The sequence below is a fragment of the Aeromicrobium sp. genome (genome assembly GCF_036675695.1).
Lineage (GTDB): Bacteria > Actinomycetota > Actinomycetes > Propionibacteriales > Nocardioidaceae > Aeromicrobium.
The window spans coordinates 1-19,664 of record NZ_JAKFEL010000124.1 but is presented as its reverse complement, the minus strand read 5'-3'; the positions used below and the strand labels follow the sequence as shown (position 1 = coordinate 19,664).

22 protein-coding genes are annotated in these 19,664 nt (G+C 62.5%); 13 read left to right on the top strand and 9 right to left on the bottom strand.

The features are described 5' to 3' along the window. Positions 1–75: 75 nt before the first annotated feature. The 6 genes from V6M39_RS07910 to V6M39_RS07885 all read right to left on the bottom strand — a co-directional run bounded on the left by V6M39_RS07910 (position 76) and on the right by V6M39_RS07885 (position 7,976). Positions 76–1,467, bottom strand: a complete 1,392-nt coding sequence (locus tag V6M39_RS07910; protein ID WP_332643276.1) for an alpha/beta hydrolase — start codon at positions 1,465–1,467, stop codon at positions 76–78. A gap of 210 nt (positions 1,468–1,677) precedes the next feature. Continuing rightward, positions 1,678–2,544, bottom strand: coding sequence for an SMP-30/gluconolactonase/LRE family protein (locus V6M39_RS07905; RefSeq protein WP_332643275.1), 867 nt, complete (start codon positions 2,542–2,544; stop codon positions 1,678–1,680). Between the two features lie 154 nt (positions 2,545–2,698). Next, a complete protein-coding gene (locus V6M39_RS07900) occupies positions 2,699–4,303 on the bottom strand; it encodes a UvrD-helicase domain-containing protein (RefSeq protein ID WP_332643274.1) in 1,605 nt (534 codons plus the stop codon). Continuing rightward, positions 4,300–6,018 (bottom strand): hypothetical protein, encoded by a 1,719-nt coding sequence (locus V6M39_RS07895; RefSeq protein WP_332643273.1) that lies wholly within the window; start codon positions 6,016–6,018, stop codon positions 4,300–4,302. The genes V6M39_RS07900 and V6M39_RS07895 overlap by 4 nt, the downstream gene beginning before the upstream one ends. Before the next feature lie 69 nt (positions 6,019–6,087). Next, a complete protein-coding gene (locus tag V6M39_RS07890) occupies positions 6,088–7,017 on the bottom strand; it encodes a hypothetical protein (protein WP_332643272.1) in 930 nt (309 codons plus the stop codon). A gap of 71 nt (positions 7,018–7,088) precedes the next feature. Then, positions 7,089–7,976: a DUF4238 domain-containing protein gene (locus V6M39_RS07885; RefSeq protein ID WP_332643270.1), complete on the bottom strand. Its 888-nt coding sequence runs from the start codon at positions 7,974–7,976 to the stop codon at positions 7,089–7,091. 226 nt (positions 7,977–8,202) lie between these two features. On the opposite strand from V6M39_RS07885, the gene V6M39_RS07880 reads away from it, so the two are divergent. The 7 genes from V6M39_RS07880 (at position 8,203) to V6M39_RS07850 (ending at position 13,291) form a co-directional block, all read left to right on the top strand. After that, positions 8,203–9,111 (top strand): hypothetical protein, encoded by a 909-nt coding sequence (locus V6M39_RS07880; protein WP_332643268.1) that lies wholly within the window; start codon positions 8,203–8,205, stop codon positions 9,109–9,111. 96 nt (positions 9,112–9,207) lie between these two features. Next, on the top strand, positions 9,208–9,609 hold the full coding sequence (locus tag V6M39_RS07875; protein ID WP_332643267.1) for a DUF1761 domain-containing protein: 402 nt from the start codon (positions 9,208–9,210) through the stop codon (positions 9,607–9,609). Positions 9,610–9,667: 58 nt separating this feature from the next. Beyond that, positions 9,668–10,351 carry a hypothetical protein gene (locus V6M39_RS07870; RefSeq protein ID WP_332643266.1) on the top strand — a complete coding sequence of 228 codons (684 nt, stop codon included), beginning with the start codon at positions 9,668–9,670 and terminating at the stop codon, positions 10,349–10,351. A 69-nt stretch (positions 10,352–10,420) separates the two neighbouring features. Next, positions 10,421–11,866 carry an AlkA N-terminal domain-containing protein gene (locus V6M39_RS07865; RefSeq protein ID WP_332643264.1) on the top strand — a complete coding sequence of 482 codons (1,446 nt, stop codon included), beginning with the start codon at positions 10,421–10,423 and terminating at the stop codon, positions 11,864–11,866. A 95-nt stretch (positions 11,867–11,961) separates the two neighbouring features. After that, the gene (locus tag V6M39_RS07860; RefSeq protein ID WP_332643263.1) at positions 11,962–12,411 is read left to right on the top strand and encodes a methylated-DNA--[protein]-cysteine S-methyltransferase; all 450 of its coding nucleotides are present in this window, start codon (positions 11,962–11,964) and stop codon (positions 12,409–12,411) included. A 38-nt stretch (positions 12,412–12,449) separates the two neighbouring features. Then, a complete protein-coding gene (locus V6M39_RS07855) occupies positions 12,450–12,878 on the top strand; it encodes a Rho termination factor N-terminal domain-containing protein (RefSeq protein WP_332643262.1) in 429 nt (142 codons plus the stop codon). Between the two features lie 110 nt (positions 12,879–12,988). Next, complete coding sequence (locus V6M39_RS07850) at positions 12,989–13,291, top strand: putative quinol monooxygenase (protein ID WP_332643261.1); 303 nt, start codon at positions 12,989–12,991, stop codon at positions 13,289–13,291. Here the strand turns inward: V6M39_RS07850 and V6M39_RS07845 are convergent. After that, a complete protein-coding gene (locus V6M39_RS07845) occupies positions 13,288–14,004 on the bottom strand; it encodes an IclR family transcriptional regulator (protein ID WP_332643260.1) in 717 nt (238 codons plus the stop codon). The two genes, V6M39_RS07850 and V6M39_RS07845, sit on opposite strands and share 4 nt — an antisense overlap. Positions 14,005–14,060: 56 nt before the next feature. On the opposite strand from V6M39_RS07845, the gene leuC reads away from it, so the two are divergent. The 3 genes from leuC (at position 14,061) to V6M39_RS07830 (ending at position 17,078) form a co-directional block, all read left to right on the top strand. After that, positions 14,061–15,482 (top strand): 3-isopropylmalate dehydratase large subunit, encoded by a 1,422-nt coding sequence (gene leuC, locus V6M39_RS07840; RefSeq protein WP_332643259.1) that lies wholly within the window; start codon positions 14,061–14,063, stop codon positions 15,480–15,482. After that, positions 15,482–16,081 carry a 3-isopropylmalate dehydratase small subunit gene (leuD, locus tag V6M39_RS07835; RefSeq protein WP_332643257.1) on the top strand — a complete coding sequence of 200 codons (600 nt, stop codon included), beginning with the start codon at positions 15,482–15,484 and terminating at the stop codon, positions 16,079–16,081. Before leuC ends, leuD begins: the two co-directional genes overlap by 1 nt. A gap of 133 nt (positions 16,082–16,214) precedes the next feature. Further along, a complete protein-coding gene (locus V6M39_RS07830; protein WP_332643256.1) occupies positions 16,215–17,078 on the top strand; it encodes a patatin-like phospholipase family protein in 864 nt (287 codons plus the stop codon). A 63-nt stretch (positions 17,079–17,141) separates the two neighbouring features. Here the strand turns inward: V6M39_RS07830 and V6M39_RS07825 are convergent, their stop codons facing one another. After that, complete coding sequence (locus V6M39_RS07825; protein ID WP_332643255.1) at positions 17,142–17,465, bottom strand: hypothetical protein; 324 nt, start codon at positions 17,463–17,465, stop codon at positions 17,142–17,144. Between the two features lie 194 nt (positions 17,466–17,659). Here V6M39_RS07825 and V6M39_RS07820 point away from each other — a divergent pair, with 194 nt between their 5' ends. Next, on the top strand, positions 17,660–17,917 hold the full coding sequence (locus V6M39_RS07820) for a hypothetical protein (RefSeq protein ID WP_332643253.1): 258 nt from the start codon (positions 17,660–17,662) through the stop codon (positions 17,915–17,917). A 101-nt stretch (positions 17,918–18,018) separates the two neighbouring features. Continuing rightward, positions 18,019–18,744 (top strand): hypothetical protein, encoded by a 726-nt coding sequence (locus V6M39_RS07815; RefSeq protein ID WP_332643251.1) that lies wholly within the window; start codon positions 18,019–18,021, stop codon positions 18,742–18,744. A gap of 76 nt (positions 18,745–18,820) precedes the next feature. Here the strand turns inward: V6M39_RS07815 and V6M39_RS07810 are convergent, their stop codons facing one another. Further along, positions 18,821–19,006, bottom strand: coding sequence for a hypothetical protein (locus V6M39_RS07810; protein ID WP_332643250.1), 186 nt, complete (start codon positions 19,004–19,006; stop codon positions 18,821–18,823). A 43-nt stretch (positions 19,007–19,049) separates the two neighbouring features. Here V6M39_RS07810 and V6M39_RS07805 point away from each other — a divergent pair. Beyond that, positions 19,050–19,664: lysophospholipid acyltransferase family protein (locus V6M39_RS07805; RefSeq protein WP_332643248.1), on the top strand; the 615-nt coding region annotated here is incomplete at its 3' end.

Here is a 19,664-nt window from a genome sequence, read left to right as displayed (position 1 = left end):
GCCGACAATAGCCCCGTCCAGAGAGCGGTGAAGCGACCGGATCCTGCACCTGACCTCGCCCGTTCCAGCCATTGATCATCCTGGGAGTTCCCGGTCAGATCTTGCGCGAATGGTCACCAGCCGGCTCGACCTGCAACATCTTGGTCGATCCAGACCCATTCGTTGTGTGTGGCGCTGTGGTCGAGACTCCAATTGAGTTCGATCGGGACGACATTCTTCGCTGGCCATAGCCACTGGGGTGTCCCCGCGATTGCTAAGACCGGGTCGAACGGTAACCGGACGTCGATGACTGGCATGCCAAGGGCAACCGCTTGATTGACAAATCCTGTGCCGGGACAGCTGAGCAGCACGAGCTCGTGGATGGTTACCGCTAAGGGCGGCGAGTGCTGCGACCTCTCCGCCGTAACTGTGGGCAAACACTGTTTGTAGGCCATTGGGGGCGACTTCGGTTGCCCAATCGTTAAGATCGATCGCCGCGATGCGCCTCTGGTTGGCGGAGTACGCGCCGCTCCAGCTGAATCTCGCGCCCCGGTTGTAGAGGTTCGCCCGATGGCAGTTAAGTATGTGCTTGTGAAAGCCGCCTATCGGGCGCCACCAATCGCCCTTCCACCCGAACGTCCCATGAACCATGGTGGAAACGACCAGCGAACCTGGGGGAGTAGAGGTGCTCGCGACTTCGGGGGTGAGTTCGATATCGTCAGGTGTTTGGCCCAAGTGAGCAGCGAACGCGAATGATCGCGTGACCGGGTCTGGTGATCGGAGCGCCAAACGAAGACGCGCCACGACCAGCAGCCACAGGAAATACGTCCGGCCACGGCGCCCTCGAAGCCGCGCTGGGATCTCCTCGTATGCCGCGCTCCAACGCTCGCCGTTCCACTCAGCGCTCGGCGAGTCGTCCACCGCGTCGGGTTCGAGCGCGCCGGTGAAGAAGGGCGGCGCCAGCAGCCAGGGATACTCTTCGAGGAGTTGCGACATGCCGGGCCAAATGTCCCAGTAGGCCCGAGGGTCGGGCCATATGTCCCCGAGATATTGAGGCTCGTCGGGGAGGAAGCGAACGAGCACTGCTGCCGCAGCGGCAGATTCGCGTTCCAGAGGGCTTCCCAGCACGGTCGTCAAGAACCGACCAGCGCTGCCTGGATCGGCGCTTTCGTTCAGCGAGGCCCACTGATCCATTCGGTACTCGCTCGCAGTGGCTTGTGATCTTGACCCTGCGGACCAGTCGTAGAGGTCGAATTGGCTCTCTGAGTACAGGCCCAATGCCTCAACGGCCAGATCAGAGAATCCAAGCTGGCCAAGCGGTCCTGAGAGTTGTATGCCATTGCCGCCAGGGTCGTTCAGCAACATCGACAGCGCCGCGACTCGACATACGTTCGTTGCTTCTGAATCTTCGGAGACGCCGGCTGATTCGACGCGGTCGTCGGGCTCGAATGTCTCGTCGTCAGGTCGAGGAAAATCGTTCTCGGTCATGGCTGGAGGCTATGCCGAAACGCGGCTGCAGTGCGTCGAAAATCGCAGTAGAACGATGACCAGCCCGCGCATCGTCGCTGCCTCTCGGCTCATCTGGCTTGCCCGATAGCGCTTTCTCCGCACTCATGGCGCAGCTGCCCGCTAGCTCGTTGGGCTCATAACCCAGAGGACTCTGATTCAAATCCGAACTGAGGAGCGCCCGTCGGTCAGTTACGGTGAGACGCCAGCGGGTGGGGTGAGCTCGAGCAGTCGGCCGTCGAAGCCCGTGGTGTAGAGGCGACCCGACGGGAATGTCGTGCCTCGGCCCTGCTTCACGGCGCTCGCGTTCGAGATACCGCTCGCAATGACGCACGACTGCTTGGTAAGAGGGTCGAGGCGAATCACCTCGCCGGCGAGGTTGGCTGCGATATAGAGCTTGCCTGAGGTTGCGATCGTAAGGTCGTCCAAGCCCTTGAAGATTCCGAGGCCCTGGAGCGACGCCACGACCTGTCGGTTCGACGGGTGGGCGATCTCCGTGCGGTAGACCTTGGCGCCGAGGGTGAATGTCTCGTCGGTGTAGAGCCACCTCCCAGTTGGGTCGACGGCCATGCCGTTGCTGTCGGACTGGTTCGACCATTTCGGCTGCACGACACCCTTGGGTGAAACGCGCGTGATCCCCGTGGGGTTCAAGATGCCAAGATCCCGGCTCGTGACGGCACTGCCGTCCGGCAAGAACGCCAGGCCATTCGGCATGACCAAGCCTGTCGCGAAGGTCGTCCGCTTGCCGTCCCTCAGGTCCAGCTTCTGGATCGTGCCGTCTGCGGTACCGAGCAATCCTGACTGAAGCGAGTTGCCGGTGTTGAAGTACAAGTAGTTGCCGCGAACCCGCAGACCGCCGGGGCTCTTCGCCGCCGCGAAGAGCTTTGCGCCCCCCGATCGCGTGTAGCGGGCAACACCGGACGTCGTGCTGATGAAGAGACCTTTCGCGCCGTCAGGCTCGACGTTCTCGAGGCTTCCGAGCCCGCTTGCGAGCACCTTGACGGTCCACGGCGCACACGGGTTGGGAGCAGCAGCCGCGGTACTGGGAGCGGCAAACATGCCCGCCACAAGGGCACCGGTGACAAGGGTTCTTAGGCGCACCTACGTCTTAACGAGTTGAGGACACGAACGTCCCGCTCGCTGCGTTGAGCATCCGAATCTTTCGTCAAGGACTTTGCCGGGATATGTAGTGCACGCGGTCGAGCGCACTGACTCAAGCGACGAGATCGCCCAATGGCGCGACGGCCGGGTGCAAGTTGTCGCCTACCGGGACGATCACTATTTTCTCGCGCGCCCTTGAGAAGACGACGTAGAGCAGTCTGCTTGTGTCTGACCAAGGTTCACCCTCATCGCCGAGCCAGTCCCCCTCACGAAGCACGACCACAGTGGCGTCCGCCTCGCGACCTTTCGTTTGATAGAGGTTCATGAGCTGAACTGTGTGCGGGGCAACTCTTGACTCCGTTAGCGCAGAGGACGCCAACTCTTGGGCAGCGCGCTCGAGCGAAACTGCGACCACTGCGTCACTCGGTGCACGACTGCCACCTCGCGTCAGGCGCGCATGGGCCGTAGCGACAGCCGAAGCGGCGTCGGACCACGCTGAGGTCTTGTTGGGAAGAAGCAGGTCGAGGTGGACGTCGGCTATGACATCGATGGAGTCAATCAGGCACGACCCGCTAAGCCGCCCGCGTAGTGTCGCCAGGCGCTCGCCTACCGCACCGTTTCCCCCCTGACGTACTTGGTGTGCCAAGGGTGGAACTTGCCTCCCTCGCTGAGCACTAGTGATGAACACGGCTAATGCTTCGAGAGCCTCATCCCATGCGCGAACTCCTTGTGAGAACTGCAGCAAGGAGAGTTGAGCGTCGATCGCACAAGCGAATGCCTCGCTCAAGCCTGCAATTTCGTGATCGATTCCCTCCTTCACTAATCCGTCCGACAAATTGGCCAGCATGTCGTTGTGGTGCGTGAACACTGCTACTCCGAGGTCTTGCCCACGCAGGTCACGAATGATTTCGGAGACTGCTACGACCTCGTTGTCGAGCGTTACGGGAGCGGCGAGTGACAGGCGACCAGAGTTCAAGGCGATCTTGATTGCGTCCGAGTTGAAGTCGCGGTGCAGAATGTCGCGAGCAACTGCGGGGATCACCTGAGTCCGGTCTCGATGAGAAATGTCGGGAAGTGCGACGGTATTGACTGGGCCCGCTTCTCGGCAAGCATCGGTAATCCTCGAGAGGCGGACTCCGTCGCCCGCGCGAAACGTGTAGATGCATTGATCACGGTCGCCGAGCAGGATTCGCCGCGCCCCGACTGAGATTTCCTCGACAAGAGCGGCTTGACTGTCGTCGGTGTCCTGGAACTCATCGACTATGACGAGTTTCCAGCGGACACTCAGGTACTCCCTGACGGCCGGGACTTCGCGGATGATCCGCAGCGCCGCGGGAAGGAGTTGGTCGTAAGTGATGCTCCCGGGCGGGCTGCCGAGAAGCTGGCGCGGGGCGCTGATGAGATTCGGGCGGCCGAGCCCGACAGCCCAGCCGAAGCGACGGATGAGGGAATAGGCAAGCCCGTGGAAGGTCATGATGTCTACCCGTGAGCTGAAATCTCCACGCGAGCGATTGTCGATGTTGACCACTGCTGCGCGTGAAAACGATAGAACGAGAACTCGCTCGAACCTTGTTGCCGATTCCCGCTCAAGATGAGCTTCGGCAGCGCCCAGGGCACAGGCAGTCTTCCCTGTGCCCGCACCACCGAGAACAACGGTCAACGGGGCGACGCTTTCCACCACAGCGCGTTGCTCGTCGCATCGGGGCTCAAAGGTCAAATGACAACGTCCAGCCGGCCAGAATCTTCAGTGCATGCGAGCCGGATCGCCTCGGTGGCGATTGGCGGAGCCTTCGTCACAGCTCTCGCCCAGCTTGCATGAAGTCGTTGATCCTTGATAGCGCCGTTGGCGACGAGAAACTTCTCAAGCTCATCGTCGTTCGCGGGCGGAGGGCTATTGACCCATTCACCAGCTGTGACGAGAGTGTCCACGGCCTCACGTAGCTTTTTCCTAGACAGTCCGCTCACAAGAGCTCCCTCAATCGCAGTTTTATGCGGGAGCACAACTACTGCGTCGGCGACCGTCAACAGCTTTGCCAGTTCAGCGTTCGTGCTACTGGTTGGGCCGTCATCGTCGACAATTGCCCGGACATGGAACCCAAGTTCTTTTGCGAGCTCAGCCATTGCCGGGAGACGGCTGATTCCTCCATCAGATCCAGGCGGGCTAACGAGCCGCATGGAGTTCGCCGAAAGGCTGTAGTCGGAGCCTTTCTGCTGCGCGAGTCGTCGGGCAAGGGTTAAGTAGCCCTCAACATCGAACGGGCCTTCGGTAAGTACGAGCGTCCGGGCCGTGATCGCTGCGGTGAACGCATCCAGTGCCAGAGTTCGAGTGAACCGCGCAGCCTTGTTGGGCGCCGGTAGTCGATGATGCTGTCGGGTGCCATGACTCCGAGTGAGGCGGACGAGATGATCTACCGCAAATCCGGCGATCACTTCTGATCGGCGAGTAGTGAGTATCGCCTGTGAAGCGGACTTACGAACCATCAGGGCAGCGTGCTCCGCGGCGGCCGCATCGAGACCTTCTCCAAAATCGTCGGCAATCACTACGAGACCGTCGCTGTTCCGATTCGCTTCAGCAATCGCCTCGGCGATCTGTAGTACCCGGCCCGCTGTGGAACCTTGCGAGGTGAGTGGCAGGCGCCCCGCGGCGTCGAGCGTCAACGTGGGTTGAAGAGTTCGAAGGAGGGACGCCAGGGTCCCGTCTTCTGGCGCAAACCCGACCTCGGAGGGATCAGAGAGCCCGATGAGACGGGCCATGCCTGAGTCGAGGATCGAGTCAATTCCTCCGGTGACAATGGCCGTCGTACCGAAGGCCTCCGTTGCCGCTGTGATGTCGCCCCCCATATTTTCTAGGGCTAGGTCAAGCGCGTCTGGGTCAGTGTCAGTGAGTAGACGCCGAAGGGCGCCCTCGGCGCGGACTTGGAGTGGCGGTGCGTTGTCAAGAAATCGAACGGGCAAGGCTTCACGCTCTACGCGACGCCAGCGCACCCAATGTTCCACCGAAGGATCGCTCTGCGCTGGAGCGTCGACCCAGTGATCGCCGCTGTCGCTGTCCGCGTCGTACTGTGCGCGGTAGCACAATCGAACGCCGAGCTCAGCTGTCGAAGGATTGCCACCCGTGCTGGGACTTCCCGTCGCGGCATCGAGCGGCTCGAGATACGCATCGAGCAGCACTGAAAGCTGAGGCCCAAGGTCAAGGAGGCTGACTTCCACTTCTGTCAGTTCAGTCGTACCTGCGGCGGGCCCTGGCCTGTGGATGTCGAGTGGATTTATCCGCGCCGAAGTGCTGCGTGGGTCCAGTACTCGACGAAGTCCCTCAACTATGTCGGACCGACCGGCCCGCGGCTCTCCAGCGAGCACCACGGGCCCGTCGAAGACGAATGTCTCGCTCTCGAACCCGCGGAAACGCTGCATTCGTAGCCTCGCAATCCGCATCGAATCACAGTATCGAGGGAGAAGGCTCAGAGTCGCGTTTGTCGATGTAGCGCTCGGACCTTTGTGAACTCACAGTCGGATGATCCCTACGCCGCCGACCCGTTGGACCAGCCAGTCTGGCGGATCGTTGCCATTCTCAAGGTCGAGGACATAGCCGGGCGGTGTACGCCTCAAACCGCGTAGGACGTGCTCAAAGTAGGTGTCCCCACTGTGGAGTCGGTCCTGCGGAAGGTCCACAAATACGCGGTCGGCGGTGATGGAACTGCCGGATCGGCGGTCGGTCGTGGAAATAGCCTGCTCGAACTGCGCTCCGCGGAGTTTGGCGACTGCCGACATGACGAGTTGAGCGATCTCTCGGGCCCCGAGCTGAGGCTCGTCGAGGAATTCACGAAGCTCTCCGTCGAGGTCTAAGGCGGGGAGCGGAGAGCGCCAAAACTCGCCAATTCCCGCCAATTCTTCGAGCGGCGTGCCAAGTTCGAGTGCCAACTCGGCAGCATGAACCGGGCCCGGAGACTGAGAGTAAATGAGCGCCGGGAGAATCGTGACAGTCTTGCTCATGCAGGGGTCGCAGCCGGGTGGAAAGACCTCGCACGGCCAACCACGGCGATACTCGAGTCCGCCGAAGTAGACGGCATAAATCGCAGGCACCTCCAACTCCTCCGAGGTGCGGAGTAGGTCGGCGTACTGAGTGCCGTGGCGGTAAACCACCTTGGGTGTGCCGATAGCCGTGAACGTGAGCTTCTTGGCTTGGACGAGTGCTCCGTAGCTCGTGCCGTCTGGAGATATCCACCACCAGAGCCAATCCGCGCCAAGTTCAGCCTCCTGCTCGCGGTGAAAGTCAGCGAAACTTACCTCTGGTTGGCAAGCAAGAAGCAGTTGCTCCGTCACAGTCTCCTCGCGCCAAGTGGTGCCGGCAGCGTGCGCAAGGTCAGTGTGTTCTTGTACCGCGAACCGGCCGCGCCGCAGCGCTTCCTGGACTTTGCTCGATTGTGGCGTCACACGGGCATCTTCACCCATGGATAGGACGGTGTATATGAGCGAAACCCCGTTCCCGACGAGACCCTGCCCAATCAGCTAGTTTGGCTGGCCTCAAGTTTGAGGCGGTGGTCAGCCGTGCCGCCAGGACGTGCGGCGATCCAAGTATCAAAGGTCGACCACTGAAGGTCGTTATAAAGGTCGACTTCGGCATCGCTGAGGTGAGCGTTGGGTGGTCTAGCCCCCAGCGTGACTAGGGCTCCAGGAGAAATTGGCATCGCGACGTGGTCGGCCTTCATGATTCCGACGTTCTGGTGAGGGCCGGCGCCAAATCTTCCTTCGATGATGGTTATGACTGGGGAGTCTCCGATCGCCAAGTCGCGTGCAGACGTGTAGTGGAGATGCAGTTCAAGCTGTTCGAAACGGCTACGGGCTGTCTGGAAGTATTCGGAGTTTTGCTGGCTGTGCCATTTCGCAAGCTCGTTTGTTCGAACGTCTTTGATAATCCGGTCGACTGTCCATTCGAGTGCTGACCGCGAGGTAGCTATGAGGCCGGTCTCCTGCTGTAGCGCCGCTGCCAGATGGTCAGGACGCGCATCGGGAGCTAACTTTCGGTATCTCTCGAAGGAGCGTTCGACGGCTTGGTTGCGGGCTTCGACCATCGCCCTGCTTCGAAGCCAATGCAGGGCAAGCATGTCCTTTAGAACACCGATGGTCGCTGCGTCGCTACTTGCTGTGCGATCTTCGACGCGGGCGAGGGTGGCCGGAAACTTCACTTCGAATAGGTTCCATCGTTCTTCGGCTCCTTGAGAGTCCCACGAGTCGAAATTCGTCGTGAAGATCCCCGCGCCGGGACTACGAAGCTTTCGCTGGCGGTGAGCGCTGTCAAAGACTGCTAGGCGTCCATCGCTGGCAGCGAAACCTTTGAGCACTCGTCTGGTGACAGTGTGCTGGCCTCGGGCGGGGTGAAGATTTCGGGCCACAGGAACAATTATCGCTCACGTCCCGAGTGGCGGCAGGTGTTCTGCTGAGGCACCTCGTGCACCAGCGGACGTGCACGCCAGCACGTGAGGGCCCGATGTTCGATATCGCAAACCGCGCACATCTCGCCTCGGACTCGTGCGGGAACGCAAAATGGCGGTGGAACGGCCGATTGCTGGTGGGGATAGCATTTCGTTCTCGTCGATCCCTCGATCTCTAGGAGAATTCATGACCAGCTCGGACAAGGGTGCCGACACAGGCGCTTGGAAGGCTTCCGCAGAGTCGGAGGCTAAGGCCAAGAAGAACCGCCTGCTTGCATTCCTGTTGTGGGGACTCGGTATTGCGGTTGAGATCGGTGCGATCTTCGGATTGCTGCTCAACAAGTCGATCCTCGAAGAGAAGGCGACCGTAGACGCCAAGGGTGTTTTGACCACTGACAACGCCTTCCCGACGTGGGCTTTCGCGCTGCTGATCGGACTCCTCGTCCTCGACGCGATCCTGGTGATCATTGGCTCGATGCTTTGGAAGAAGGCCAACGAGCTCGACCCGGCCTCCGAGCAGCAGAAGGTCAAGTTCTTCATCCAGAACCAGCTCGGCGCGTTCATCCCGATCATCGCGTTCCTGCCGATCATCATCCTGATCTTCCTGAACAAGGACATGGGCAAGACGCAGAAGGGCATCGCCGGCGCTGTCGGCATCGTGGTGGCTCTGGCCGCCGTGGCCCTGGGCATCGACTTCAACCCGGCCTCGGTCGAGAAGTACACCGCTGACAAGCAGGCCGTGATCCAGCTACTCGGCGAGGACAAGGTCTACTACGCCGGCGGCGGCGAGGTCTACCACGTATGTGGCGATGTCTCCGACCTCGCAGACAGCACGGTCGAGAGTGGTACGACCGCCGACGCTGTCGCCGCGGGCAAGGCGCGCCTGACGTTGAAGCTCGGCTCGGAGCTCGAGGCATGTGATCGTCCCGTTCCGAACAACCTGGACGAGATCGTTGCCGCGATCCGCGCCGTTCAGCAGGGTGAATCGACCGAACAGGTTCTGCCGTCGCCCGACTGGAGCGGTGTGGAGAATGCGCCGTCGGGTGGAGCGCTCGACTCGCTTGAGGACGCACTCGAGGACGTCAACGCCTCGTAGCGAACAGACACGAACGAAGGAGGGCAGCGCGGCGCGCTGCCCTCCTTCGCTTCTGAAATCCCCGTTCGAAGGGTCCCGCGGGCGTACTTTCAGGGCATGGACAACATTTCGATTGTTGGCATCATCGTTGCTGCGCTCGCCTTCTTCTTCCTCGGCGGTGCTTGGTACACATTCCTGTTCGGCAAGCAGTGGCGAGCCGAAGTCGGAATCTCCGAAGAAGAGGCTGCGGGCGCGAGCCCCAACCCCATGATGTTCGTCTACTCGATCCTCGTGTCGCTCGTCATCGCAACAACGCTGGCGAAGCTGATCAGCGAGTCGAGCGTCGAGTACGGCCTCAAGGTCGGCCTCGGTGTGGGTGCCGGTGTCGGCGCGGCGATCCTCGCGCAGAACTACGTCTACGAGATGAAGTCGGTTAGGTTCTGGCTCATCAACGCGGGCTACGTGATCATCGGCCTCGGCATCATGGGCACCATCATCGGAGCCTTCCAGGCGGCCTGATCTGGAGATGGGCGCGCCGCCCGGCGAACTGTCAGTGCTGGCGGTCACACTTTGAGCCATGCGCCAACCCCCTAAGAAGTCCGCCGGACGCGAAGTAGTTCAGGCAGTAGTTGAAGGCGCGCTCGGGGCGATCCCAATTGCTGGAAGCCCGCTGGCAGCCTCATTCGTCACTGCGGTCGACTGGCGCTTCAACAGGCGGACTGCCGAGTGGATGGAGGACCTCGCTTCAGCCGTGGACGAGCTTCAAGCGGGGCAAGGTATCTCGTTCGAAGACTTGGCAGAGAACGAAGCGTTCGTCGACGCGGTAATCAACGCGACACGAGCCGCGCAGGCCACTCATCAGACTGAGAAGTTGCAAGCGCTGCGCAACGCCGTCTTGCACTCACTCGACGACGATGCTCCTGACGTCGACGAGCAAGCGAGATTCATCCGGCTCATTGAACAGTTCACGCCATCCCACATAAGGCTCCTGGTATTCCTCAATGATCCTGGGAAGGCGTTCGACTCGGCTGGCATCCCTAGACCGAACCTGATGATGGGCGGAAGGTCGACTCTTCTTGAGCAGGGAGTGCCCGAATTCGCAGGTCGTCGTGATTGGTATGACCTTCTGGCAGGAGATATCGATTCGGCGCGATTGGCTCAGACAAACATGCACACGACGATGACAGGCGCTGGCCTTTGGAACTCTGCGACTACGCAGCTGGGGTCGCGTTTTTTGGCCTTCATTGCTGATCCCACCTGAGTTGGCGCCGCCCGCGTGCATGTCTGAAAGCCGCCAGTAAGTGTCTGATGCGGCGGTCATGATGGACGTATGCACACCGACCACGAACGCTGCTACCGAGCGGCTGAATCACGCGATGCGCGGTTCGACGGCGTCTTTTTCGTAGGCGTCAAGACGACCGGCATCTACTGCCGACCGTCCTGCCCGGCGGTGACTCCCAAGCGACAGAACGTGCTGTTCTACGCCTCCGCGGCTGCAGCCCAGGATGCGGGCTTCCGCGCCTGCCGACGCTGCCGTCCGGACACCACGCCAGGTTCGCCGGAGTGGAACGTACGCGCTGACGCCGTCGGTCGTGCCATGCGGCTGATCGGCGACGGCGTCGTCGAGCGCGAAGGTGTCGAAGGGCTCGCGAGTCGTCTTGGCTACAGCCAGCGCCACGTCACCCGCATGCTGACCCAGGAGCTGGGCGCCGGGCCGCTCGCCCTCGCTCGCAGCAACCGCTCGCACGCCGCACGCGTACTCATCGAGACCACCGACATGCCGATGTCCGACATCGCGTTCGCATCTGGCTTCTCGTCGATCCGACAGTTCAACGACTCGGTACGCCACGCATACGCGCTGTCACCCACGGAGATGCGGGGGAGGCGTCGCGGTACGCCGACGGGTCGGGTCACGCTGCGTCTCGCTGTACGTCAGCCGTTCCACGCGGACGGGCTGATCGAGTTCCTCGGCGGTCGCGCGATCTCTGGCGTCGAGCACATCGACGGGCGTACGTACGCCCGCGTGCTGCGCCTGCCACACGGACTCGGCGTCGTACAGCTGACCCTCCACGACGATCACGTCGCCTGTGAGCTCGAGCTGGCCGATCTTCGCGACACCGCCGTTGCGGTTCAGCGTTGCCGGCGGTTGCTCGACCTCGACGCTGATCCGCATGCGATCGACGAGGTTCTGTCGGCCGATCCGCTGCTCGCGCCGATGGTGGCAGCGGCACCGGGTCTCCGGCTGCCGAGCCAGGTCGACGGGTTCGAGGTTGCCGTGCGCGCGATCGTCGGCCAGCAGGTCTCCGTCGCAGGCGCTCGTACGATCCTTGGGCGGTTCGCGGAGACGTACGGCACCGCGGTCTCCTTTGATCTCGCTGCGGCGCATGGACTCACCCACGCCTTCGCCACACCGGAGGCGCTGGCCGAAGCCGACGACACGTCGCTGAGCATGCCGCGGTCACGAGCCCGGGCGCTGATCGGCGTCGCCCAGGCGGTCGCCGACGGCAAGGTGGAGCTCGATCCCGGCTCAGACCGCGAACTCGTACGCGAGACGCTCATCAACCTGCCCGGCATCGGCCCGTGGACCGCCGACTACATCAGCATGCGAGCGCTCGCCAATCCCGACGTCATGCTCGAGACCGACCTGATCATCAAGCGCATGCTCGAGCGCCACGGCGTCGACGCAGACCGAACCGAACGATGGATGCCCTGGCGTTCCTACGCCGCAATGCACCTGTGGCGCAACAGCGCCGACCCTGAGAGGACAGAGACATGAACTCCACCCCAGAAAACCACTCGCTCAGCAGTTCCAACCCGAGCGATCACCAGAGTCGCTCGCGCTTTTCCGGGGGCCCCGGAAGCACACGATGGATGGACTCACCAATCGGTGGCCTGCGCATTCACGCGTCGGCCGGACTGATCACCGCAATCGACTTCGGCGCGACCAAGCCCCGCAAGGAGCGCACGCCCGATCCGCTGCTCGACGAGGCAGAAGCGCAGCTGGCCGCGTACTTCAACGGCGAGCTCAAGGACTTCAACCTCCCGCTCGCCAGCGAAGGCTCGGAGTTCCAGAAGAAGGTATGGGGCGAACTGCAGCGCATCCCGTACGGCGAGACCGCCAGCTATGGCGACATCGCCAGGCGGCTCGGCTACGAGCCGGTGATCTCCCGGGCCGTGGGCGCAGCCAATGGCGCCAACCCGATCCCGATCATCGTGCCGTGCCACCGCGTCATCGGCGCCGATGGATCGCTGACCGGTTATGCCGGGGGACTGGACCGCAAGAAGATCCTGCTCGACCTCGAGACACCGGGCTTGTTCTGAGTCACCTTCTGTTCATCTTCGACTGGCATGATCCCGCCATGGCGAAATCACAGGCGAAGAAGTCCAGCAAGCCGAAGAAGTCTGGCAAGCCCGGCGCAGATGAGCTGAAGGCTGCCAAGGCAACGATCAAGAAGCTTCAGGCGCAGGTCGCCAAGCTCGAGAAGTCGGCCGAAAAAGCGGCCAAGAAGGCCAAGGACGCTGCCAAGAAAGCCAAGGACAAGGCACCGAAGGTCAAGTCTCCGACCGTCAAGGGCGTCAAGCTCGTCCCCAAGGACGTCGACCCGAAGCCCGCAGCAACGCCTGCAACAAAGCCTGCAACAAAGCCTGCAGCGAAGCCTGCAGCGAAGCCGGCCTCGACCGCTGACCCGCGTACGGTCGCGCAGTTGCGTGCCTTGGCCAAGGCCAAGGGCGTGTCGGGCTACTCCTCGATGCGCAAGGACCAGCTGGTCGCTGCCCTGAAGGGCTGAGTTCCAGCGCGAGCCTTTCGGGTCACTAGGTTTCGATACGGGCTCGTTCCTCGCCCTACTCAACCAACGAGTGAGTCGAAACTGTCGGTCTCGTCATTAGCCTTGGCTAGATGACATTTGCGTACGTTGGGACCTTGGGCACCAAGCCGGGCAAGAGAGACGACGTCGTCGCCCTACTGACGCGTCGCAGCTCCGAGCTGGCTGACGCTGGCTGCCTGCTGTACGAAGTCGGCGTGAACGACGACGAGCCTGACTCGGTGTTCGTCTCCGAGCTCTGGGAGTCAGCCGAGGCGCACCGAGCGTCGCTGCAGCTCGACTCTGTGCGCGCGACGATCGCCGAAGCAATGCCGCTGCTGTCCGGTCAGAACAGTGGATCGAGCTTCGCCGTCGTCGGCTCACCACTGCGCGACTAGCTGGCGCGGCGGAGGGTTTGCGAGAGGCGCTCTGCGGCGGCAACGACAGCCGGGGCGTGCATACGGCCGGGCTGACGCGTGAGGCGTTCGAGCGGACCCGACACCGACACTGCGGCAACAACCTTGCCGGAGGGGGAGCGAACCGGTGCTGACACCGAGCCGACGCCATTCTCGCGTTCGCCGACGCTCTGGGCCCAGCCACGACGGCGTACGGCCGACAGCTCGGCGGCCGAGAACGTTGCCTTGAGCAGGCCCTTGTTCATGCGCTCAGGGTCTTCCCACGACAGCAGGATCTGCGCGGCAGAGCCGGCATTCATGGTCAGCTGGCCGCCAACGGGGATCGAGTCACGCAGGCCGGTAGGACGATCGGCGGCGGCAACACATACGCGGAAGTCGCCCTGGCGGCGGAACAGCTGGGCCGACTCACCGGTGATGTCGCGCAGACGTGCGAGCACGGGGCCGGCGGCAGCGAGGAGACGGTCCTCGCCGGCGGCGGCAGCGAGCTCACCGAGGCGCGGGCCCAGGATGAAGCGCCCTTGCATGTCGCGGGCGACAAGGCGATGGTGTTCGAGTGCAACGGCGAGACGGTGTGCCGTCGGGCGGGCGAGACCAGTGCTGGTCACCAGTCCGGCCAGTGTGGCGGGTCCTGGCTCCAATGCAGCCAGGACAAGTGCCGCTTTGTCGAGAACGCCGACTCCGCTAGAGTTGTCCATGTCTTGATACTGCCGTATCGCATAGTGAGACGCAAGCCTGAATCGCGAGGAGAATCATGGGCAAGACACTTGCCGAGAAGATCTGGGATGAGCACGTCGTACGCAGCCACGAAGGCGAGCCCGACCTCCTTTACGTCGATCTGCACCTCATTCACGAGGTGACCAGCCCTCAGGCATTCGACGGTCTCCGCATTTCCGGTCGCACCGTTCGCCGGCCCGACCTGACCCTCGCCACCGAGGACCACAACATCCCGACGACCGACCTCGACAAGCCGATCGCCGACCTCGTGTCGCGCACCCAGGTCGAGACGCTCCGCCGCAACTGCAAGGAATTCGGTGTCCGCCTGCACCCGATGGGTGACATCGACCAGGGCATCGTGCACGTCGTCGGCCCGCAGCTCGGCCTGACGCAGCCCGGTATGACGATCGTGTGCGGCGACTCGCACACGTCCACGCACGGCGCCTTCGGCTCGATTGCGTTCGGCATCGGTACGTCCGAGGTTGAGCACGTGCTCGCCACCCAGTCGCTCTCGCAGGCCAAGCCCAAGATGATGGCCGTCGAAGTTGTCGGCGACCTGCCTGTTGGCTCGACCGCCAAGGACCTGATCCTCGCGCTCATCACGCAGGAGACCACCGGCGGCGGCCAAGGCTACATCGTCGAGTACCGCGGCGACGCGATCCGCGCGCTGTCCATGGAAGCCCGCATGACGATCTGCAACATGTCGATCGAGTGGGGCGCCAAGGCCGGGCTCATCGCACCGGACCAGACGACGTACGACTACCTCAAGGGCCGCCCGAGCGCGCCGACCGGCGCCGACTGGGATGCCGCTGTCGCGCACTGGGACAGCCTGGTCACCGACGACGACGCCGAGTTCGACAAGACGATCACGATCGACGCCTCGACCATCACGCCGTTCGTCACCTGGGGCACCAACCCCGGCCAGGGCGTACCGCTGTCGGGCAACGTTCCCGACCCGGCATCGTTCGAGGACGACAACGAGCGGATCGCCGCCGAGAACGCCCTCGTCTACATGGGCCTCACCGCCGGCACGCCGATGAAGGACATCAAGGTCGACACGGTGTTCATCGGTTCGTGCACCAACGGTCGCATCGAGGACCTGCGCGTCGCTGCCTCGCTGATCGAAGGCCACAAGGTCGCACCTGACACCCGCATCCTCGTCGTACCCGGCTCCGTACGCGTACGTCTGCAGGCCGAGCAGGAAGGCCTCGACGTCATCTTCAAGGACGCCGGAGCCGAATGGCGCGGCGCGGGCTGCTCGATGTGCCTCGGCATGAACCCCGACCAGCTCACGGTCGGCGAACGTGCCGCGTCGACGTCCAACCGCAACTTCGAGGGACGTCAGGGCAAGGGTGGCCGTACGCACCTCGTCTCGCCCGATGTCGCCGTCGCAACAGGCATCCTCGGACACCTCGCCGGTCCCGCCGACCTGGCTGAGCTCGCAAAGGCAGGCAACTGATGGAGAAGTTCTCGTCTCACACTGGCGTTGGCGCACCGCTGCGTCGCAGCAACGTCGACACCGACCAGATCATCCCCGCGGTGTGGCTCAAGAAGGTCACGCGCGACGGCTTCGAAGAGGGATTGTTCTCGGCCTGGCGCAACGATCCGTCGTTCGTGCTCAATCAGGACGCCTACAAGAACGCGACCGTTCTCGTTGCCGGCCCGGACTTCGGCACGGGCTCGTCACGCGAGCACGCCGTATGGGCGCTGCAGAACTACGGCTTCAAGGTCGTCATCTCGCCGCGCTTCGGTGACATCTTCCGCGGCAACTCCGGCAAAGCCGGACTGCTCGCCGCTCAGGTCGACGACAAGGTTGTCCAGCGTCTGTGGGACTACCTCGACGAGAACCCCGGCGCGTCGATCACCATCGATCTCGAGACTCGTACGGTCAAGGCCGGCGAAGGCCCCGACCGTATCGAGGACTCGTTCACGATCGACGACTACACGCGTTGGCGTCTGCTCGAGGGTCTCGATGACGTCGGCATCACGCTGAGCCACGAGGACGACATCGTCGCGTACGAAGCTTCGCGGCCGTCGTTCAAGCCCGCTACGCTCTGATTGCAGCATTCGTCCGACAGGAGGTGAGACCCATGAACGCACTACTCAGTGGGCGCTCCCTCCAGTCCACGACGCGCGACTGAAGTAGCCGTCGCCGGGAGCGCCTGACACACATACGTGAAAGGCACTTCCTATGAACACTTCAACCAAACGCGCCCTCGTCCTCGGTGGCGGCGGCTCGACTGGCAACGCCTGGTTGATCGGCATTGTCGCCGGCCTGTACGACGGCGGCCTCGACGTAACGTCGCCTGACCTCACGATCGGCACGTCAGCAGGCTCGACTGCAGCAGCTCAATTCGCAGGCGCAGCCCCACCTGATCTGTACGAAATGACCATCGCTCCTGTTCCTCAACGATCTGGTCCCGGTCGACCGATGACTGACCACCTCGAGCGACTCAAGGGAGTCATCGCCTCGTCCGAGAACGTCGATGACTGGCGTCGCAAGATGTGCAAGGTAGCTCTCGAGATCGACGCGGCGTCGGATGGCTCGTGGTCAGCCCAGTGGCGCGAGACCGTCGCCGCCCGTCTGCCGAATGCGCAGTGGCCCGAGCGCACGATCCGGATCACCGCGGTCGACGCTCATACGGCCGAACCGATCGAGTTCGACCGGGACAGCGGGGTCGAGCTGGTCGACGCCGTCGCCGCGAGCTGCGCCGGTGGTCCGCCGTACCGGATCGGGGACGACCTCTACATCGACGGCGGCTACCGAACCAACGCCGAGAACGCTGACTTGGCGGCCGGGTACGAGCGGGTGCTCGTGCTGTCTCCGCTCGGCGGCCAGACCCTGCATCCACCAGAGTGGGGAACAGGACTCTCGGCACAGGTCGATGGGCTGCGAGCAGGCGGCAGCAGAGTCGTGACCGTCATCCCGAACAGCAGCGACGAGCACCTGTTCGGCGCCAACGCGATGGACTTCTCGCTACGTCCAGCCGCAGCCCAAGCCGGCTACGAACAAGCCACGGTCATCGTCGAGAGGCTCAGCGAGTTCTGGAGATAGTCTCGCGAGCCTCAACGTCCATCGCTGTGGGAGCTACCTCCGGCAGGGACACACAGGAAGCGTTCACGGCCTGAGTCGATCTCGCGGTACATCCTGGAACCCTTGCGGCAGGGCTGTGGCAAAGGGTGTGAACGGGGTGAAGGGGGTGAACGGCGTGAACGGAGTGAAGGGCGTGAACGGAGTGAAGTAGCTGGGGGAAGATACCTTCGCCAGGAATCGGTCCCCAACGATCGTTCCGAGATAGCGCCCACTCACATCAGCTGCATCGTCGTTCTGCCAGGGGAAATGGCCCAGCCATGCGCAAGATGGACTGAACAGGTTGGAGTCTGATTCGTCCGTCTTGAATGCGATCCACTCGCCGCTGGAGCTGAAGAGGTACACAGTCATTTCCGGCTCCTTTCTCGTAACACCCTGCCCTTGTCAGTAGAACACGGGACGACGACAGATTCGGCGGGCTCGATGAATGAGGCGGGAAGGCGCATAGCCAAGGCTCTTGTTGACATGGCCCCGAAGGCCCTTCAGAGTGCACTGCCGATTTGTGGGCTTGGCATCTGCCACCACCCCGCCGATAGATTGCTCGAATGATTGCCGATCAGCGCCCACTCGTCCTTGCGATTGTTGACGCGCTGCTGGTCCTGGAGCATTCCTCTGACTCTGAGATTGATCCAGATACAGCCGTGCGCGCGATGGAGTCCATTGCTCACTCTCTACACGGGCTGACCGATGAAGATCAGGCTGCCATACGGGCCGAGTTTGAAGACATCGCAAATGAATCCGGTGATTCGCCGTACTCAACTTTCGTGGCTGCGCTTGGCGACATGCTCGGCTTGAAGGCCTAGGCCTTGCTCGTCAGTGGGTGTACTGAGAGTTTGTGGGCTTGCCCGACTTGAATGAGCGTTTGCACGAACTTGATCCTGTTCGTTCTGCTTGAATCCATGTCATGGCTGATTGGCCGAATCTTCAGGACGCCTATGGATCTGCTGAGGCCGTGCCGTCGCTACTGGCCGATGCAGAACACGGCGACAAGTCTGCCTGGGAAGAACTGTGGGGACGACTCTGTCATCAGGGAACCGTCTCGAGCGCAAGCTACGCAGCGCTTCCGCGACTCGCCGCTATGGCAGGTCGGAATTCTGCCGTCGGATATGACGAAGCACTCGGTCTCGCGGCGTCAATCATTAGTGCCAGCGACCGGCCGCCAGGCTTTGACAACGTTCGAGAATCGTATGCGGACGAACTAGCGACGCTGACTGGGTTTGCTGAACGCAGCCTAGGGCTGACGAAGAACTTCGGGGATTTTGTCTACGCGCTTCAGTTCTTGATGGCGTTCGAGGGAGTGCAAATCTGGCAGAACCACCTCGAGTCGCTGGCCGACGAAGAAGTGCAGGTGACGTGCCCAAACTGCAGCGAGTACCTCTACGCCGCGCTTGGGGATCCGGATTTCAAAGCACGACTTGCATTTGGTCCAAGTCCATCCGAGGCAACGCCGCTAGCTCCTATCCAACCGGAACTCTTGAAAGGGAGCGAGGCACGACTATTCGGTCTTGCGCAGGATCGCGGCCAGGATGAAGTCGCCGCAAGGATGCTCTACCTTTTTGGTCGCGCAACGTGCCCGAACTGCGACCACACATTCCTGATCTCGCAGGCACTCACGGCCGAGAACACCTAGACGAACCAATGACATGGTCAATGCGAACCTTCACGCCTTCCTGCGCCGTTGGCTGATCATGTTCGCGATTTGTCGCCTAGTTCCAGATCTTGATGGCGGTGATGGTGGCGCCCTCGGTTTCGACGAATACGCGCTGGCCGACGCGTAGGTGTCGTATGTGCTCGGCTAGTGTCGCTGCGCCGAAGTCCATCGGCATGCCTTCGTCGGTCAGGAGCTGTCCTGAGCGAGCCTCGGGGTCGTACGCCGACACGGTGCCTTGCATGCCCTCACCCTAGTCGCGTGCTCTCGGGGTTAGGCTCGCCCTCATGCAGAAACGTGTCGTCCCGCGCATCACGCGGGTCATCGCATTCTTCCTGCGTCCGCTGTTTCGGGTCTTGACGAAGCGTGACTGGCGCGGTATGGATAACCTTCCGGACGGCGGATTCGTCCTCGCACCCAACCACGTGTCGCACCTCGACCCGTTCCTGATCGCGTGGTTCATGCTCGACAACAACGTGCCGCCCCGGTTCCTCGCCAAGGACACGTTGATGACGCTGCCGGTCGGTGGTCGCATCCTGCGCAACGCCGAGCAGATCCCGGTCTACCGAAGCACCGAGGGCGCGGCTGAGTCGCTCCGCGCGGCTGTCGCCGCGGTCAACGACGGCAAGGTCGTGACGATCTATCCCGAAGGCACCATCACCCGCGATCCGGCAGCCTGGCCGATGAGCGGCCGTACGGGCGCCGTACGCGTGGCACTCGCGAGCGGCAAGCCGCTGATCCCAGTGATGCAGTGGGGACCTCAGGCGATCCTGTGGCCCTACTCCAAGCGCCTCAAGCTGTTCCCGCGCAAGACCTTCCAGGTGCGGGTCGGCAAGCCGATGGACCTGAGCGCGTACGAGGGCAAGCCGCTCACCGAAGAGCTCCTTCATGCCGCAACAGAC

Excerpts from the sequence above, each read along its gene's own strand:
- V6M39_RS07850 (WP_332643261.1), top strand. The coding sequence starts at position 12,989 with ATGACATTTGCGTACGTTGGGACCTTGGGCACCAAGCCGGGCAAGAGA.
- V6M39_RS07855 (WP_332643262.1), top strand. The coding sequence starts at position 12,450 with ATGGCGAAATCACAGGCGAAGAAGTCCAGCAAGCCGAAGAAGTCTGGC.
- V6M39_RS07870 (WP_332643266.1), top strand. The coding sequence starts at position 9,668 with ATGCGCCAACCCCCTAAGAAGTCCGCCGGACGCGAAGTAGTTCAGGCA.
- leuC (WP_332643259.1), top strand. The coding sequence starts at position 14,061 with ATGGGCAAGACACTTGCCGAGAAGATCTGGGATGAGCACGTCGTACGC.
- leuD (WP_332643257.1), top strand. The coding sequence starts at position 15,482 with ATGGAGAAGTTCTCGTCTCACACTGGCGTTGGCGCACCGCTGCGTCGC.
- V6M39_RS07880 (WP_332643268.1), top strand. The coding sequence starts at position 8,203 with ATGACCAGCTCGGACAAGGGTGCCGACACAGGCGCTTGGAAGGCTTCC.
- V6M39_RS07875 (WP_332643267.1), top strand. The coding sequence starts at position 9,208 with ATGGACAACATTTCGATTGTTGGCATCATCGTTGCTGCGCTCGCCTTC.
- V6M39_RS07860 (WP_332643263.1), top strand. The coding sequence starts at position 11,962 with ATGGACTCACCAATCGGTGGCCTGCGCATTCACGCGTCGGCCGGACTG.
- V6M39_RS07845 (WP_332643260.1), bottom strand. The coding sequence starts at position 14,004 with ATGGACAACTCTAGCGGAGTCGGCGTTCTCGACAAAGCGGCACTTGTC.
- V6M39_RS07910 (WP_332643276.1), bottom strand. The coding sequence starts at position 1,467 with ATGACCGAGAACGATTTTCCTCGACCTGACGACGAGACATTCGAGCCC.
- V6M39_RS07815 (WP_332643251.1), top strand. The coding sequence starts at position 18,019 with ATGGCTGATTGGCCGAATCTTCAGGACGCCTATGGATCTGCTGAGGCC.
- V6M39_RS07865 (WP_332643264.1), top strand. The coding sequence starts at position 10,421 with ATGCACACCGACCACGAACGCTGCTACCGAGCGGCTGAATCACGCGAT.
- V6M39_RS07825 (WP_332643255.1), bottom strand. The coding sequence starts at position 17,465 with ATGACTGTGTACCTCTTCAGCTCCAGCGGCGAGTGGATCGCATTCAAG.
- V6M39_RS07905 (WP_332643275.1), bottom strand. The coding sequence starts at position 2,544 with ATGTTTGCCGCTCCCAGTACCGCGGCTGCTGCTCCCAACCCGTGTGCG.
- V6M39_RS07810 (WP_332643250.1), bottom strand. The coding sequence starts at position 19,006 with ATGCAAGGCACCGTGTCGGCGTACGACCCCGAGGCTCGCTCAGGACAG.
- V6M39_RS07830 (WP_332643256.1), top strand. The coding sequence starts at position 16,215 with ATGAACACTTCAACCAAACGCGCCCTCGTCCTCGGTGGCGGCGGCTCG.
- V6M39_RS07895 (WP_332643273.1), bottom strand. The coding sequence starts at position 6,018 with ATGCGGATTGCGAGGCTACGAATGCAGCGTTTCCGCGGGTTCGAGAGC.
- V6M39_RS07820 (WP_332643253.1), top strand. The coding sequence starts at position 17,660 with ATGATTGCCGATCAGCGCCCACTCGTCCTTGCGATTGTTGACGCGCTG.